Below are 16,972 nucleotides of genomic sequence, written 5' to 3' on the forward strand. Positions count from 1 at the left end.
CCGCCACTGCCCGTGGTGTCGTCGTCCCCGTCGTCGGAGCCGTCCCCGCCCGCGGTGCCGTCGTCTCCGTCGTCGATGGGCCCGGTGCCGTCGCCCTCCCCGTCAGCCGGCCCATCGCCTCCGGCGGTCCCGTCCTCGTCGCTGACGGCGAAGATGTCCTCCTGCAGGCCGGTCAGACCGGTGTTGCGCGCGACGATGTCGGAAAAGTTCTGGTCATCGATGATGTTCTGATAGAAGTCGAAATTGTCGAACCGGTCGGTGTAGTAGAAGCGGTCTCCTTCCTGCAGGCGGTCGAACTGCTCATGGAGCACGACCCAGAAGGTCTGGCCCACGACGCCGCCGTTGATGTGCTGCTCGGCCAGGCCGCCGACCCAGAGGTCGACCCGGTCGATGCCATTCACGTATTCGGTGCCGTCCGGCCGCTGATGGATGGCGATGTCGGGGTTTGCGGCCACGAAGGCCGCGCGCATGTCGGCCGTCGCCAGGGCCAGGTCCGGGTAGGCAGCCTTGAACTGCGCGATGACCGTGTCGCTCAGTCCGTTCCGGGCCTGGAAGTCCTCCCAGGAAGCGTAGGGCGTCAGGTCGCCCGCGAAGCCTAGCGCCTCCCGAATGTAGGGATCCGTGGATGCCATGAGGTCGGCGCGAACCTGGTTCAGCGAACCGAGACCGACATCGCGGCCGCGGGCAACGTTGAAGGCGAACAGGTCGGCGTTGATCCGCACCAGGTCGTTGCGCACCGCGTCGACGATGTTGAAGTCGACTTCCTCGGCCGGTTGCGTCGCGACCCCGGCGAGGATGGCGTTGGCCCCGAGCTGGGCGTAACCCGGCTGCGGCACGTAGCCGGGTGGCAGGGGCGCCGTGAAGACGTCCGGGGCGTTCGAGGGGTTCAGGAAGGCATCGAAGAGCGCGACCTGCCGCGGCGCGCCGTCGGGGCCAATGACCGTCAGGGTCTCGCCGATCAGCGAATGGCCGACGCGGTACACGGCGGAGGCGAACTCGTGGGAGATCCGGGCGTCGACGTCCGGGTTGTAGCCGTTGTGACCGTGCGTTCCGCTGCCCTTCATGCCGCCGATGAGCTGATCCGCGAACTCGTCGAAGATCACGCGCTGGTACTCGGCCTCGTTGATCATTTTGGCGGCCTGGAACACCTCCTCCGGCGTCCCCTGGAAGCCGGCCTCCACGAGGTTCTCGACGTGGAAGTTGTGGTTGCGCGCCCAGATCGTGTGCATGGCGGTGAGCGACACGTTCTCGTTCGCCCGTCCATCGCCGGCCACGTAGTGGTCGAGCAGGCTGACGAAGGGGTTCGTGTCGAGCAGCAGCGCGTTGCCGCTCCCCATGAAGTTCGAGGCGAAGGCGCTCACCGCCTCGGGATCATACGCGCCGGCCGCATTGAACAGGGAGCCGGTCTTTGTCTCGGAGATGGGGAAATTCGAGAAGTAGGTGCGGAAGCTGATCGCTCCGCCCGGGAGCGAGGGGTCGTGGAAGATCGTGTCCGCGTCCCAATGGTGCTGGATGAGGGCGCGGAGGGTCGGGAGCAGGTTGAAGGCGGGATTGGAGGGATCGGGAGCACCCGCGAGAAGGCGCGCGCCGACGCCCTGGTTGCCGTCGCTCTCGCGCAGGAACTGGCCGACGAGTTCGTGCGAGCCGTAGGCCTGGTTCTGGTCGACGTAGGGTGAGGTCTTATTGAGGTGCTGGGGCACCCCGTCCACGATGGACGAGACTTCGCCCCGTGTCAGGTCGGCCGGGTTGTTGGTTCCGGGCGCGCGCCCCGAGCCTGGCTGGTCGATCAGGACGGTTCCGTTGGCGGCGCTCTTCGGGAGGAAGTCGAGGCCGTGGTCGAAATACTGTCCGAACGCCATGAAGAAGATGTTCGAGCCGTTGGCCTGGTGCGGCAGGTCGGCCTCCTGGGTCCCCAGCACGTTGCTGATGGCGCGCGGATCGAGGCCGGCGTAGAGCGGATTGAGGGCGTTGTTGTTGGTTGCCGGGTCGAACGCACCGTAATGGGCGTCGGTGAGCCGAATGAACGGCTGGTCCGCGGCGCCGAATTCGGGATGGTCGAGGTTGTTGCCCGCTCCGGACAGGGTGCGGACACCGGTCGCCCCCTCCGTATCGTCGTCGCCCTCGACGGCGGGACGTCCCTGGATGAGGTTCTTGATGCCGGCGAGATCCGCCGCAGTCAGGGTGAACGCTCCGCCGCCGCCCGGCTGCTCCCCGCCCTGGACTGGTGTGGTGCCGAAGGCCGGCGTACCCGAGCTTGCGTAGGTGATGGTGTGAGACCCGTTGGTCAGGGTCGTCATGCCGTTCGCCTGGGTGGCCGTGTAGTCGGCACGCGTCGTGCCGGGGGCGAGTTCGATGACGTCCTGAGGCCGCAGCGTGCCGATGATGGTGTCGTGTCCGCCGTTCGACCGGAAGACGATGCGGTGGGCCGAGGTGAGCCCGGAGATGTCCACCGTATCGTCGCCGGCAGCGCCGTCGATGGTGATGGTGCTGAAGTTCAGGCTGGTCCCGGTGAAGTTGCCCGATACCGTGACGGTGTCGTTCCCGGCGGCACCCTGGTTCAGGCCGCCCCCATCGTTGGCGGTGACGTTAAGCGTGTTCACCTGGATCTCCTCGACGTTGTCGAGCTCGGCGACCACGGTCGTCGTCGTCCCCACGGTGCGGGTGATCACGATCTCGGTCGCGGCCCCGAAGGTCGTTCCGAGCGTGGCCGCGAGCGTGGCGTTCTGCCCACCGGTGAGCGCGTAGATGCCGAACGCTTCCGCCGCCGCGACCCCGTTCAGCACGTAGGTGTCGGTCCCTGCCCCTCCGTCGACGCGGTCGCGCCCGTCGACGCTGAGTTGTGTGATCCGGTCGTTGCCGGCACGGCCATTGATGATGTCGTTGCCGCCCCGACCATCCATTGTATCGTTGGAGAACAGGAGGGCGTTGGCACCGTTGGCGATATCGTCGCCCGCCGTGCCGACGAAGTTCAGGCCGATGAGAGGGGCACCGGTAAAGTTGTCTCCCACGATGCCGGTCGGTGCGGAGAAGACTTCTTCTGGGTTGCCCTCGCCATCGGTGAAGCTGACACGGACCCTCAGGACTGCGCCGACTTGGGCCTGGGCGGGTGTGAATCCTTGACCCGTGGCGCCCGCGATGGCGTTCCAGGTCACGCCGTCGGCGGCCAGGACCTGCCATTGGAAGGCGAAGGCGCCGAGGCCGTTGGCATCCGCGATGCCGACCGTTGAGACGCTGAGGGCCTGGCCCTCGGTCGGCGACACCAGCCCGTTCGTCGGCGTGGGGTCGACGATGGCCGGAACGCCGGTCGCCGCGGTGTTGACCCTGACGGCTTCGACGTTCTTCAGCTCCGCGATCACGACGCCGCCGCGGACCACCACCGACTGTGTGTCGTCGCGGAAGGTCAGGGTCGGGAACTGCGCGCGCGCGGCAGCGAGCCCGAGCTGCTGGACCGGAAGCGCGCCGTCGAGGATCCGGAAGGTGTCGGTCCCTGCGCCGCCATCGACGAAGTCGCGTCCGTCCCCGGGGCGCCACGTCACGGAATCGTTCCCGCCGCCCGCGAAGACGAGGTCGTCCCCTGCGCCGCCCGCCAGCGTCTCCGACGCGACGGTACCCACCACGATGTCGGCCCCGGCCGTCCCGGCCGCGCCGATGGCATAGACGTCGGTGTCGCCGACCTGCAGGAACTCGACCTCGGTCAGCGTATCGCGGCCGTCGCCTTCCAAGCCGAGGTTGTCGGTGACGGTGATGACGGCCCCGGTGCGCTCGAAGGCGTAGGCCTCGACCGGGCCGGTCACGATGGCCGTATCCGTGCCCGCATCGCCGTCGATGGCATCGTTGCCGTGTCCGCCCGAGAGCTGGTCGTCGCCGGCCCCGCCCCGGAGCGTGTTGTCGCCGGTCCGGCCGATGAGGACGTCGTCGCCGTCGTTGCCTCGGAGGTCGTCGTCGCCGGCCCCTCCGTCGACCCGATCATTCCCGTCGCCGCCGTCGATGATGTCGTTGCCCACATCGCCTTCGATGTCGTCGTCGCCGGCAAGACCCAGGATGACGTTCGCAGCCGTCGAACCGGGAAGATCGTCGTCGCCGGCGGTGCCGACGAAGGCCGTCTCGACGGACAGCGTTTGCTGGGACTGCGTGACGCCCGGAAGCGTGCTCGTCCAGTTCGCGACGGCCCGGACCTCGACGTTCGGATTGGCCGGCGTGAAACGGTCGCCTGAAGGGCCTCCCAGCGCGTTGCCGACGAGACCGTCCCCGGGTCCGACGTTCCGCCAGGTGCCGTTGGCGTCGAGGACTTGCCACTGGACCGTCACCGGGCGCCCGGCGACGAGGCCGGTGAACACGGCGTCGAACCGGCCGATGTCTCCATCGGATGCGACGATGTTGAAGCGGTCGAAGGGTTGGTTGAGGATGAGCGCGACGGCGACCGGCCCGTCCGCGAACTGAAGGGCTTCGATGTTGCGCAGGGTGTCCGTGCCGTCATCGACCGCCGGATCGCTCAGGGTCACGTGCCGGACCGTGAGCGTCCCCGCTTCCGCACCGGTGCCGCGGGTGATGCTGTAATTGGCCCGCGCATCGCTGAACACGGCCGTATCGACATCGGACGCGTTCGCGTCAGGCGACACGATCTCCCGCACGATGTGCATCTGGTCCGGCCGGACGTCCCGCGAGAGCAGGAGCTCGAACAGCGACTTGCCCACCCACGAAGCCGGCAGGCCGTCGGTGGTGACTTGGCCCTGGGTGAAGGTGTGGCGCAGGCTGTCGACGGAGGTCAGCTGGTTGGCCTGGGTGTTGGAGGCGGACTCGATGGCCGGGGTCGAGGAATCGTCCGGCCGGGTGATGCGGATGCGGACGTTGAGCCAACGGTCGCCGTCCAGGATGTCGTTGCCGCCATTGCCCTGGAGGACGTCGCTTCCCGCGCCGCCGAGCAAGATGTTGCCGGCCTCGAAGAGCCCGTTCGAGCCGAGCGAGACGATCCGGTTCAATCCGTCGATGCGGGCGAGGCCGTCCGCGTCGAGACCGTCGTTGAAGAACACGCCCTCGTTGGCGCCCACGGTCGCGGCACCGGGTTCCTCCGCAAGCCCGTCAGCGGCGGTCCGGTCGTCGCCGATCAACGTGTCGTTGTTCTTCCACCCCGACAGGGCCTCGACCTTGTCGAAGCGGTTGCGCAGGATGTCGGCTTCCTCGGTCGTGAAGATCGGGATGCGCATGTCGGCGTGGGCGTCGCGGGCGTTGCCCTTGAAGATGGCCCAATCGAAGCCGAACATGCCCTCGTTGCGCATGACGCTCTCGCCCTGCACCATGATGTCGTCGCCGGACTCGCCGTCGAAGTCGTGTTCGTCGCCGCCGGCGAACATCACGTCGTGGCCCTTGATGGCGGAGTTGAAGAACAGCTCCGAGTTGTCGCCGGCCGTGGTGTCGAAGCCGCCGCCGGCCTCCAGCCAGTCGTCGCCCTCGTTGCCCATCAGCAGGTCGGCGCCGTCGCCGCCGATGACGAAATCGTCGCCGTCACCGGAGAACACCTCCGTGGAGTCCACGCCCACGAAGACCACGTCCTTGCCCGTGCCTCCGATCAGGATGTCGATGCCGTTCGAGTTGGCGATGACGTCGTTGCCGCCTTCGCCCTTGAGGAAGTCGCCGCTGTCGCCGGAATCGGTGATGATGTCGTCGCCGTCGCCCCCGTTGACGAGGTCGACGCCGGCACCGGACTCGATGCGGTCGTTGCCGGCATCGCCCCAGATCCCGTCGTCGCCGAAATCGGTGACGATGGTGTCGTTGCCGTTGGTGCCGCCGACGAGGACGTGCTCGCCGCCGGTGAAGCGGAGATAGTTGGCCTCGACGGCCGCGCTTCCGGGATCGTCCCGCATGACCTTGCCGAGGCCCATCGCCTCCAGGATGGCATCGGCTCCGGTCGGGTCGACACCGGGGGCGGATCCGTTCTGGTCGGATTGGTTGGCGGCGTTGACCTCAAGCTCGAAGTCGTAATCCGCGAAGGCGTCGACGCCGATGTGGCGCGGGACGATGTCGTCCCCGGTGCCGCGGATGCCGTCCGGTCCGGGCTCCGCCAGGTTCGTGTTGGCCATCATCAGCTTGGAGAAGGAGTTCTGCTCCAACTCGACCAGGAAGTTCTGCCCCTGGGTGCGGGTGAGATAGTAGAAGCGGTCCGCGTCCTGCAGGTTCTCCATCTGCGCCTCGAACACGGCGTTGAAGGTCGAACCGAGAAGGCCACCGAAGGGCATCTGCTTCTCCGCGAGGCCGCCGATCCAGAGGTCGACCGCGTTGTAGCCGGTTTCCCGGCCCGCCCAGGTCCCCCGGGAATTCAGATAGTCGAGGCGGTCCTCCGGAGCCCCCACCCCACCCAGGACGAGCGCAAGAGCCGCGTCGCGCTTGCCGTCGAGGGTCGTCGCCGCAACCACGGACGGATGTGTCCCATAAGCCGCCACGAAGTTCACGACCGACATCGCGTTCTTGAGATTGCCGGCCATGTCCGCCCAACTGGTATAGGGCGTCAGGAAGGTCGAGCCGGTGGCGGCGAAGAGCTGCGCGCGCGCCTCGTTCAGGGTGGGCGTCCCGGTCTCGCGACCGCGGGCGATGTTGAGGGCGGCGAGGTCGAGGGGCAATCCGAGCAGGTTGTTGCGCAGGGCGTCGACCACGAATTCGTCGATCTCGCTGCCACGCTCGACCGTCATGCCCCGGATGATGGCGGCCGCGGCCTCGTCGTGGCTCAGCCTTGGTGTGCCCGTGGGCGCGAGGTCGCCGGGGCTGTCAAACAGCACGGGGTTGAGGAAGGCCTCGATCAGCCCGAGGCCATCGTCGAGGGCAGCCCCGTCCACCCCGACGCGCGGCAGGTTTTCCGTGAGCATCGAGTGTCCGAAGCGGTAGACCGTATTGGCGAACTCCGCGAAGATGGCCGGATTGATCTCCGTCACCGCGTTGAACACGAACGGGTCGATCTGGGGCTGCACCTTCCGGGCGAACTCCTCGAAGACGAGGTGCTGGTACTGCATCTCGGTGGCGAAGCGTCCGGCCTGGAACAGGCGCTCGCCGTCCCAATCGAGGCCGTTCGCAATCGTGGTCTGCTCCAGGGCCGAAAGCTGGGCGAAGCCCGCGGGTAACCCGGTGATGTCCGTCTCCAGCCACGCGTTGATGAAGGCGAGGTCGCCCGAGCGCAGGATGGTCAGCTTGTGGGCCTCGACCTGTCGGTTGTGTTCGGAGTGGAAGATGTGGTGGACGGCGGTGAGGCCGATGTTCTCGTTCCCGCGTCCGTCGCCGGTGATGAAGTGCCGGTCGAGGAGCTCGTTGTCGTAAGCCAGATTGCGCCCCTGCGCGGTCAGGCCCGTCGTGGAACCGTCCGCGTTGGCGAAGCCCAGGGCGGTGTCTCCGTCCTGGGGAAGCGCGATCCCCCGCGAGGTGGTCGGCACGGCGTCGTTGGCGATGTCGTCGAGGAAGGCGTTGAAGGTGCGGGCGGCCGCGACCGTTTCGCCCGCCTCGATGGTGTTCTGGGTGCCGTTGGGGCCCGCGAGGACCGTGCCGACCGGCAACTGGATGGCGGAGAGGGAGAGCGGCGCCGCGAGGGTGCCGCTGGCATAGACCGGCTGCCCTCCGGGCGTGATCCCGACCATGACCTGGGGCATGCCGTCGGCGCCGGGGATGAAGGCGCCGTAGGGGTCTGTGAGCAATTGGGGGACCGCCGAGACGTCGGCATCGACGAGGTTGATGCCGAGCATCGTCCGCGCCTGTTCCTTGACGTCGGCCCAGGTCGCGAGCCCGCCGTTCACGCCGCCGAGGAGGAACCCGGTCGCGACGGGCTTCCCGTCGACCAGCGCGTACTCACGCAGGAAGACCTGGTGGGAGGCGTTGGAGGTGTAGGTCTGGTTCTGGTCGACGAAGGGCGTCGTGACGTTGCGCTGCGAGCCCTCGACGGGGGTCGAACGGGTCAGCACCATGAATTGGGTCTGCGCGGTCACCTCGTCGCCCGTGCCGGGCATGCCGTCGGGGCCCTGGGTGACGAGCGGGTCGTCCGCCGTGAGCGGGATGTAGACCGTGCCGTTGCCGCCCTTGGTGATCAGGTCGAGCCCGTGGTCGAAGAACTGCCCGAAGAACGTCATCCAGGCATTGAAGGGCTTGGACAGGCCCTCGTCCGGAGCGACGTTGAGGACATCGATGGAGCCGTTCGTGACGGTGACGCCCGTCCGCTGGAGAATGGTATCCAGCGCGGATTGCAGCTCTGCATGCTTGCCGGCGGGATCCGCCCCTTGCGCCGTCCGCAGAGCCTCGTAGGCCGCCGTGATGAGTCGCTGGTCGCCGAGGATGTCCGTGGAGCCCGCGAGCCTGAGCGCGGCCGCGATGGCCGCCGGATTGTTGAGCGAGGCGTCGACGACAAGGTTGGAGATGATGCGTGGGTCGGCGTCGGCGACGCTGCCACCGGTGCCGTAGTCGGTGTTGGTGACCGCCGGTGCCGGTCCGGGGCCGTCCGGGTCGAAGGCGTCGCCGTCCTGATCGTTCACGAAGCTTTTGTCGAGAAGCTGGGGCATGGGCTGGCCGGACGAGCCCCAGGTCTCGCGGCCGGGCACGATGTTGTTGAAGGTCCCGTCCACCGTGCGGAGCCCGTAGGGCACGTGCGGATCGGGGATGGCGCGCGGTGCGTCGGCCGCACCCAGCCAGAGGCCATCCGGGTTGTAGAGGCTGCGATCCGTCAGGATGTCGCCGGTGGCGGGGTCGACCCTGAGTTCCGTCAGGTCGATGCCGCTGGCGTGGGCCTCGGCGATCCTGATCTGCCTCAGGATGAAGGTCAGATCCTGCTGATTGAGATGAACCGCCATGACACCCTCCGCACGACATGGGCGGCGATGGCCGGCCCTGATCGGATGCGAGGAGTTCCCTTGTTTTCCGGGACGCCTCCTCCACTTCCGCGAAGGTTCCATGCCTGTGACCCTGCCGGAAGAGTTAAAAAACCCTTAAGGACATAGGAAATTTCCTCGCGTGTGGGTTTTTCCTACAGGATGCAACTTCGCGGGTACTGCTTCGGAGTTATCTTTTCCTCTTTTGTGCTTTGGTGGTCGACTTGCGTACTGCATTCGAGTCCCGTGGCACGTCAGACAGCCCATAAAAATCCGCGGCAATAGGGTTTGGTGCTCAGTCTATTTTTACCGACGTAATGAGGTCGAACCCCGATCCATGGAGCGATTCGTAAGCTCCGTGCCGCGGACGTGCCATCGGTCGAAACGAAGGGCGGCGGGACCCTACGGGAGTTCGTCGACCACGGTTTCGACAGCCTGGTCTTCAAAGGACGCGGCCATCGCCTTTGCGGGGCTCCCTGCGTAAACAACCGTCTTGGATGGGCGCCCGAGTGCGTGGGCGGTCGGTCCGGTGCTGTCCTTCGAACAGGAAAGATCCCGCGATGGATTCCCGACCCGCGGGCGAAGCCGTCGGCAACGAGGAGCAGGCGTGTCCAGGATCAAAATCCCCGGTGGCCGTGAACAATGGCTCCTGGTGGGCCTGTTGGCCGTGCTCCTCCTTGTTACTCTGGCCACATATCACCTGACGCGGCCGACGACGCTGACCGTCGCAGTTGCCCCGAAAGGCGGAAGCGAGCCAGCCTTGCTGCAGGCCTACGCGGACGAGTTGGCCCGAAGAAAGCTCGGGATTCGGCTGAAGGTCATCGCCTTCGACGGCGTTCGCGAGAGCGCCGAGGCTCTGAAGGCCGGTAAGGCCGACCTTGCCGTGGTCCGGCCCGACGTCGCGTTGCCCGGGAACGCCCTGACGCTTGCCGTCCTGCGCGAACTCTCGGCCTTCGTCGCGGCGCCCTCCAACGCGGGCATCAAGGGCTTCTCGGACCTGGCCGGCAAGCGCCTCGGCATGCTCGCGAGCCGCACCGCCGACCGAACCCTCGTCGGCACGCTCGTGGCCCACCACGACCTGGAACTCCTGACGGAGCCACAGACCGGGGCCCTCCCGAAGAAAGCCGTGGCGCTCGTGCCCCTGGAGGAAGCCGACGTCGGCCCTGCCCTGCGCGAGCATCGGATCGACGCGCTGGTGATGGTCACGACACCCACCTCGCCCATCGCCAGGCGGCTTGTCGCGTTCGTCAAGGACGAGAGCGAGGACGACGAGATCGCCCTGTTCGGGGTGCCGGATTCTACGGCCGTCCTGGCGCGCTGGCCACGTCTTCAAGCGGTCACGCTCCCGGCGGCCCTGTTCGGCGGCAATCCCCGGCTCCCCGCCGAGGACGTGGTCACCGTCGGCTCGTCCTATCGGCTCGTGGCCCGGGCCGACCTGTCGCGCAGTCTCGCCGCCGAGGTGACTCAGCATCTGTTCGAGATGCGCAGCGCGCTGGCCGACACGGTGTCGGCGGCCAACGCCATCGACAATCCCGCCTACGAGGACACGGCCGACGCCACCAGCGCGCACCTCCCCATCCATCCCGGGGCGATCGACTATTACGAGCGGGAGCAGGAGACCTTCATCGAGCGCTACGAGAGCTGGATCTACCTCGTGGCCATCCTGGCCGGCGGCGTCGGCTCAACGGTAGCCTGGCTTCGCCAGCGTCTGGGCCGCATCCGGCGGGAGCGGATCGAGGTGGCGACGAGCCGCCTGCTCGAACTGCGTGGGGCGGCGCGGCAGGAGACCGACCGCGCGCGTCTGGAGGCCATGGCGGCCGAGGTGGATGATCTGGCCGCGAGCATCGCCCGACAGGCCCTCAATCGACCGACCGAGCTTCGGATGCTCGGGGCGGCCAACGTGGCCATCGACGCCACGCGCTCGACGGTCAGGCGTGCGATGGTGAGCCGACCCGATTGAAGGGGGCCGCCCTTTGGTATGGCTTTTGAGCCTGTTCGGAGTTGACTTGGTTTGTGGTCCAGGACCCATGCAAGTTCTCGGGCCGTGACAGCGTGGTTGGCGAAGGCTCGGGGCGTCAAGCCACCCAGGGCCGTGTGGGGTCGATCTTCATTGTCGTGGCACCTCCATTCCTCGATGCGCTCATGAGCATCCGCCGGCGATAGGAACCAAGAGGTGACCCTCTCTCGGTTTCACGGACACCTCCGATACGCTCGTTACGGGCGGGGAAGATGTTCGATGGCGAAGACGAGACAGCGAGTTCAAACGCGAGGCGGTGGCCCTGCTGGACAGCAGCGGCCGGCCGCAGATGCAGACCGCGGCCGAACGCGGGATCCAACCCTCGATGCCGAGACAGTGCCGAAGGGCGCTGATCGGAGCCTCTTCCCCACCACGGGCAGCAGGATCACCAGGAGCCACGGCTGCGGGCCCGGTGACTTCCCCTCCCATCAGGCAGCCAGTACGCCGCCGAGGCCTACCGAACGCAGTTCGCCGACATGACGGCGACGCCCTCCATGAGCCGGACGGGCTGCTGCGTCGACAACGCCCCGATGGAGAGTTTCTTCCACACCCTTAAGGTCGAACTCGTCCATCAACGACGATGGGCGACCCGAGACGAGGTCCGAGGCGACTTGTTCGTCGACAGCGAGGGCTATGACATCGGCAGCGCATCCGCGCGGCACTCGGTGACATCACGCCCGAGCAGGTCGAACGGAATGCGGGCCAATCCCGTGTCCGTGAGGTCGGGGGAGGATCGCACCGATAGCTCGCCCTCAGCCGTTCCGCACTCAGACGCCCACTATGTGTGCTGAACGCGCACGGCGAGGCGCAGGAAGCTCACTGCACTCGCGATCCCGGCGAAGGCGCCGCCGAGTCCGAGCGCCAGCGCCGGCCCGCGCGCGTCCGCGATGGCGAAGCATGCTGCCACAAGGGCCGCCCCCGTCGTCTGGCCGAGGAGGCGTGCGGTGGCCACGATCCCGCTCGCGCCTCCGGAACGCGTGGACGGGGCGCTCGTCATGATCGCGCGCAGGTTCGGCGCCTGAAAGAAACCGAAGCCTGCGCCGCAGATCGCCATGCGCCAGGTGATGTCGAAAACGCTCGGATCCGCCGGCAGCGCTGCCAGGAGCGCCATGCCCAAAGCCAGGACGGCGAGCCCGATCCCGCCGAGCAGGCCAGGAGGATAGCGGTCGGACAGGCGACCCGCGAGGGGCGCCATCAACGCGACCACCACCGGCCACGGCGTCATCAGGAAGCCGGTCTCGACCTGCGAGCGGCCGAGCGCGTGCTGGAACAGGAACGGCAGGGAGACGAAAGCGAGGCCTTGGGCCGCGAAGGAGCAGACTGAGGTCAACGCGGACAGCGCGAAGAGCGGACGCTTCAGAAGGTCGGCTGCGAGCATCGGGGCGGGATGTCCGGCCTGTCGGCGCAGAAGCAGCGTGCCGCAGGCGAGCGCGCCGGCGAACTCCGCCAGGATGCGCCAGACCGGTCCCTCGTGGGCTGCATCCCCGAGTCCCAGGACGAGCAGAGCGAAGGCCACGGCGTTGAGGATGGCGCCGGCTCCGTCGAAGCTGTGGCCGGAGCGACCGGTTTCCGTCAGCGCTGTCCAGGCAAGGGCGAGGGCAGCGAGGCCGATCGGTACGTTGACGGCGAACAGCCACGGCCAAGGCGCGGCGACCAGGATCAGGGAAGCCACGGTCGGCCCCACGGCGAAGCCGACGCCGACGACGAAGGCATTGAGCCCGACCCCGCGCCCGAGCTGAGCGGCCGGATAGATAAAGCGGATGAGCGCGATGTTGACCGCCATCAGGGCGCTCGCCCCGACGCCCTGCAGCACACGCGCAGCCACCAGCGTCGGCAGGGACCAGGCAAGCGCGCAGACCAGGGAGGCGAGCGTGAAGAGGACGAGGCCACCGAGGTAGATCTTTCGCTGGCCGACGATCTCGCCCAGCGCCGCGATCGGCAGCAGCGTCGCCACCACGGCGAGCTGATAGGCGTTGACGATCCAGATGGACGCGCCCGGATCGACACCGAGGTCGGCGGCGATGGTCGGCAAGGCTGTGTTGGCGATCGCGGTATCGAGGGTTGCGAGGGCGACGCCCATCAGCACTGCGATCATCGCGCGCCCGCGCTGGCCCGGCGGCAAGCCGTCGCGCGGCGGCACGTCCGGCGTGAGGATTGGCGTTGGCATCGGAAGACAATCTCGCAGAGAGGCGGGTCTGAATGCGTGCGCTGCAGGCCGATGGCAATCCCAGTTTGTGGCTGGGCTTCACAACAACACTCCGGATGTTATGCCGGTGATCGGACAGGCGCCGTCGCTGCGCGCGGCCTGAAGCTTCCGAATTGAGCTTGACTGAGACGGTGGTGAGCAGCCCTTCCACCGGTTGCCTGAGCAGGTTTCGTAGCGCTCAAACACCGAACCTTCGCTCGCGAGGACGGTCCGGACCGGATTGTCCGGCGAGGTTGGGACGGGACCCATTTGTCCGTTCCATGACCGCTTCGGCTGGAGTTCTGCCCGTCCGCTCCTGGACAGAGAATGAAGCGAACAGCTATTCTTATTCGGCAAGCTTTGACCTTCCGATGGCGCCCGTCAGACGTTGATCGCGTTCACCTCCCGAAGCCGACAGCAGCGAACGGGTTAGATGCCGGCATACCAAGCGTAGCCCTGGTCTTCCCAGTAGCCGCCCTTGCCCTCTCCAAGATGGTCGAAGCTCTCGACCACCTCGATACGCATCACGTACTTGGCCTGTTTGTAGCCGAGATTGCGTTCGACCCGCAGGCGCAGCGGTGCGCCGTTGGACACCGGTAGCGCCTGCCCGTTCATGTTGTAAGCGAGGATCGTCTGCGGGTGGAACGCGTCCACGAGGTCGATGCTCTCGTAGTACCGGACCGGCGATCCGGCGCTGGCCGCAGACTCGTCCGATGCCTGCTGGCCGCCGGAATCCTTTCTGCTCTCGCCGCCGCCCGACTGCTTGGTCATGGCCGGGTTGGCGTTGCCCGCGGGCGCCGCCTCGTCCGTCTCCGCGTCGTCGCCCCCACCTTCGAGCGGATTGCCCTGGTCCATGGTGTCGGCGCAGTGGAACACCACGTAGCGTGCCTCCGGCTTGAGCTTGGCCCGGATCAGGAGGTCAGCGAGCGGCACCCCGGTCCACTTGCCGATGGCGCTCCAGCCCTCGACGCAATCGTGCCGCGTGATCTGAGTGCGGGCGGGAAGCGTGCGGAGATCCGCCAGGGACAGCCGGAAGGGTGCCTCCACGAGACCGCCGACCTCCAGGTGGTACTTGGCGAACTTGCCCGTCGCCAGGGCCTTGTACGCCCTGTCCGGCGGATCCTCGGTGCCGTTCGGCTTGAACCACGGGGAGATGTCGGCCTCGGCATATTCCGGTGCCAGCGCTTGGTCGGTGAGGAGCAGGCGTTGGACGAACAGGTTGGCATCCTCGCCGGTCTTGAGCATGCGCTGGAACCACGCCGCGTTGCCGAGGCGGTCGCATCCGCCGAGCATGGCCGCAGCGGCCGTCGCGGACGCCCCCGTCAGGAGGGTGCGTCGGCTGGGAAAAGGGCTCATGCCCGACGCTCCTCCGGGGCGCCGGTCGGTTCGATTTGGCGCTCGATGACGAACCAACCGGTGAGCATGCCGCGCATGTTGTTCCAGAAGCCCGAGAGCAGGACCAGGGCGACGTGCACGACGACGAACAGGACCAGCAGTGCCGCCACGACGAAGTGCACCGTGCGGGCCGATTGGCGCCCGTCGAACACCGTCAGCAGGAACGGGAAGGCCGCGTTCATCGCCGGCGACATCGCGAGGCCGGCCAGGACCTGCACCGGCAGGAGCACGAACAGAACGACGAAATAGGTGAGCTTCTGAATGACGTTGTAGCGCTTGGCCTCGTTCCCTTGCGGGAAGCGCAATGTCAGGTGCTCCCACACCGACGCGCCGAAGTGCTGAACCTGATCGCGCGACGGGATCAGGCGGACTCGAAGCTGTCCGCTGACCAGCCCGTAGAGCAGGTAGGCGAGGCCGTTCAGGACGAAGGCCCAGGCGAAGAAGAAATGCCAGCTTCGGCCGCCCGTCAGATCCTGGTCGCTCGGCAAGGTCGCCCAGGCGGGAAATCCACGGTCGGCCGGCTCGCCGTTGGAGCCCGTCGATGAGCCGAGCCAGCCCGTCGTTTCGAAGCCTTGTCCGAAGACCGTCGTCACCCCTTTGGGCGGATCGTCCTCCGTCGACGCCATTGCCATCAGCGGTGTGTCGAAGGTCGAGACGTTGCCCCAGTACAGGGCCGGGTGAGCGTTGAAGATCTGCAAGCCGCTCATGAGCAGGACCAGGAGGCACACCGCATTGACCCAATGCGTGATGCGGATGGCTACGGGATGCCTGAACATCCATCGGCGACGCTCGACCTCACAGATCTCGGGCGTAGAGCGGATCGGGTCAGTGCGCGCCAAATGGTCTTCCTCGAAGTCGTCGCCGTCAGGGTGGAGGCCCCTGCGTCGGGACCTCCGGAAGCGTCAACGGCTTGAAATCACATGCCGCGGTTCATCATGCGCTTCTTCATCATGCGGCGCTTCATCATCTGCTTCCGCATCATGCGCTTCTTCATCATCATCCGCTCACTGCGGTCCATGCGGACCTGGGTGACGCCGCTCTCGGACTGAAGGCCGTTGACGGACACCGGGGCGGCCATGGCCGAACCGGCGGCGAGGGCGATGCCGCCGAGGGCGGTCAAGGCGGTCAGCGCAAGCGTGAATTTCTTCATGTGGAATCTCCTGTAGAGGTGAACATCATATTCAACCCACAGGGTAACAGTATGATTATGTCGTTGTTCCTCGAAAAATAAAGAATTACTTTTATATACTGCAATTTTTTAGCAAGAGACAGCCCGCGCTCACATCAAGGCTTTTGGCCTGGGCACGATTCCTATCCTCGCGCATCGTTACGGAACGGGCCGGCGAAAAGTTTCAGGCCCCCGGCGGGAAGCCGCCGAGTCGGATCTCGACCTTATGCACGCGGGCGACTTCGACCTGACAATATCAATGCTCGCCGTATCGGGGCCCACTCTTGCACCGGAGGCGGCCCCTCTCCCGCTCGGGGGGCAGGGCCCGCAGATGGGGCGATGCTGCTCACCTCACCGATCGACGAACGACCGCTTTCGGCGGAGGGCGGAGAATGGTTTGTCCGGCAAGGTCCGGTCGGATGCAGAACGGCCGCTTACAGGCCGATGGCTGACTTCCGCTTTTGGTGCGCAGCTGCGGCGCGGGCGGATCGCGGCCGGGGTGAGATGCTGTTGGCTCCTCAAGCGAGAGTTCCATCATCCCGTCGACCAGTGACACGACCCGCCGACCGTGGAACCTCGGCTGCTTCGTCGGACCCGAGTCGCCGTTTGAGCCCAAGCACATCTCGGCAATCCACACCTGCCTGCAGCACGAGGGCCGCACTGGGGACCGCGCCCAGCTCAACTCAGCCATGGACAGCAAGCTGCGCGGCTGCGATCTTCTCCGCCTAATCGACCGACCAGGACTTGAGATGCGCGACATCCACCGCACCGTCCGCATCCGCAGTCACGACAATCTCCCATGGCATCGAACCGGTCGAACCGAACATTGTCGGAATGCCGCTGGGGGCGGGCTCAAAGTGCGTCGCGCGCATACGTGCGGGCGCACTCGACATGCGTCTTATGCCTGTCGACCGCGCGCGTTGAAGTGGCTGTTGGAGCGAATCAATGATCGCGTGGGGACTGCCGGCGGCGTGTTTGCCGACTCTGATGCAGGCTTGATGTGCCGCGCCGGAGGGCCGAATTAACTCAGTCTTAGCTTGTAGCCGGAACGATGTTTTAGAATATTTGCTCGATTATTAAGATCTACGGCATAAGTCGCAGGTTTAAATTGGAGAGCGCATTTTCCAAGTGCCCAATATTAAGACTCTACTTCTAATGCGCTTCCGAATAATTTGTTTAATCGGATGTTTAATACTGCACCAGTCTAGCTCTGAAATGAGCCGCTTTCCGAGGTGGCCGATAAGTAGTCAAATCAGTGGCTGGGGGACCAGGATACTGACCCACGAGACTGCCGCATAAAAACATAAGCCGCTACAGGCGGTTAGCTTCGCTGCCGCCACAGGATGTGTAGCAGTAGGGTGGAGCGGCTGCAA

At 66.4% G+C, this 16,972-nt stretch carries 6 protein-coding genes and 2 pseudogenes; 2 read left to right on the forward strand and 6 right to left on the reverse strand.

The annotated features are described in order from the left end of the window. On the reverse strand, positions 1–8,816 hold an 8,816-nt coding region (locus ASF18_RS01590), incomplete at its 3' end, for a peroxidase family protein (protein ID WP_200917479.1). 625 nt (positions 8,817–9,441) lie between these two features. Between ASF18_RS01590 and ASF18_RS01595 the strand changes: the two genes are divergently transcribed. Next, positions 9,442–10,794, forward strand: coding sequence for a TAXI family TRAP transporter solute-binding subunit (locus ASF18_RS01595; RefSeq protein WP_056216468.1), 1,353 nt, complete (start codon positions 9,442–9,444; stop codon positions 10,792–10,794). Between the two features lie 68 nt (positions 10,795–10,862). Here the strand turns inward: ASF18_RS01595 and ASF18_RS22705 are convergent. Then, positions 10,863–11,006, reverse strand: a pseudogene (locus tag ASF18_RS22705) (integrase core domain-containing protein); the annotation flags it as partial. A gap of 276 nt (positions 11,007–11,282) precedes the next feature. On the opposite strand from ASF18_RS22705, the pseudogene ASF18_RS22710 reads away from it, so the two are divergent. Beyond that, a pseudogene (locus ASF18_RS22710) lies at positions 11,283–11,596 on the forward strand (IS3 family transposase); the annotation flags it as partial. A gap of 33 nt (positions 11,597–11,629) precedes the next feature. Here the strand turns inward: ASF18_RS22710 and ASF18_RS01600 are convergent. The 4 genes from ASF18_RS01600 to ASF18_RS01615 form a co-directional block, all read right to left on the reverse strand. Beyond that, on the reverse strand, positions 11,630–13,018 hold the full coding sequence (locus ASF18_RS01600; RefSeq protein ID WP_082486914.1) for an MFS transporter: 1,389 nt from the start codon (positions 13,016–13,018) through the stop codon (positions 11,630–11,632). A 447-nt stretch (positions 13,019–13,465) separates the two neighbouring features. Then, complete coding sequence (locus tag ASF18_RS01605; protein ID WP_056348730.1) at positions 13,466–14,392, reverse strand: molybdopterin-dependent oxidoreductase; 927 nt, start codon at positions 14,390–14,392, stop codon at positions 13,466–13,468. After that, positions 14,389–15,207, reverse strand: a complete 819-nt coding sequence (locus ASF18_RS01610; RefSeq protein WP_056348733.1) for a cytochrome b/b6 domain-containing protein — start codon at positions 15,205–15,207, stop codon at positions 14,389–14,391. Before ASF18_RS01610 ends, ASF18_RS01605 begins: the two co-directional genes overlap by 4 nt. Positions 15,208–15,347: 140 nt before the next feature. Next, positions 15,348–15,581 (reverse strand): hypothetical protein, encoded by a 234-nt coding sequence (locus ASF18_RS01615; RefSeq protein ID WP_056271967.1) that lies wholly within the window; start codon positions 15,579–15,581, stop codon positions 15,348–15,350. Between the last annotated feature and the right edge of the window lie 1,391 nt (positions 15,582–16,972).

Origin of the sequence: Methylobacterium sp. Leaf89 (assembly GCF_001422215.1) — a bacterium.
GTDB lineage: Bacteria > Pseudomonadota > Alphaproteobacteria > Rhizobiales > Beijerinckiaceae > Methylobacterium.

Coding starts and splice junctions, on each gene's coding strand:
- ASF18_RS01600 (WP_082486914.1), bottom strand. CDS start 13,018: ATGCCAACGCCAATCCTCACGCCGGACGTGCCGCCGCGCGACGGCTTG.
- ASF18_RS01605 (WP_056348730.1), bottom strand. CDS start 14,392: ATGAGCCCTTTTCCCAGCCGACGCACCCTCCTGACGGGGGCGTCCGCG.
- ASF18_RS01610 (WP_056348733.1), bottom strand. CDS start 15,207: ATGTTCAGGCATCCCGTAGCCATCCGCATCACGCATTGGGTCAATGCG.
- ASF18_RS01615 (WP_056271967.1), bottom strand. CDS start 15,581: ATGAAGAAATTCACGCTTGCGCTGACCGCCTTGACCGCCCTCGGCGGC.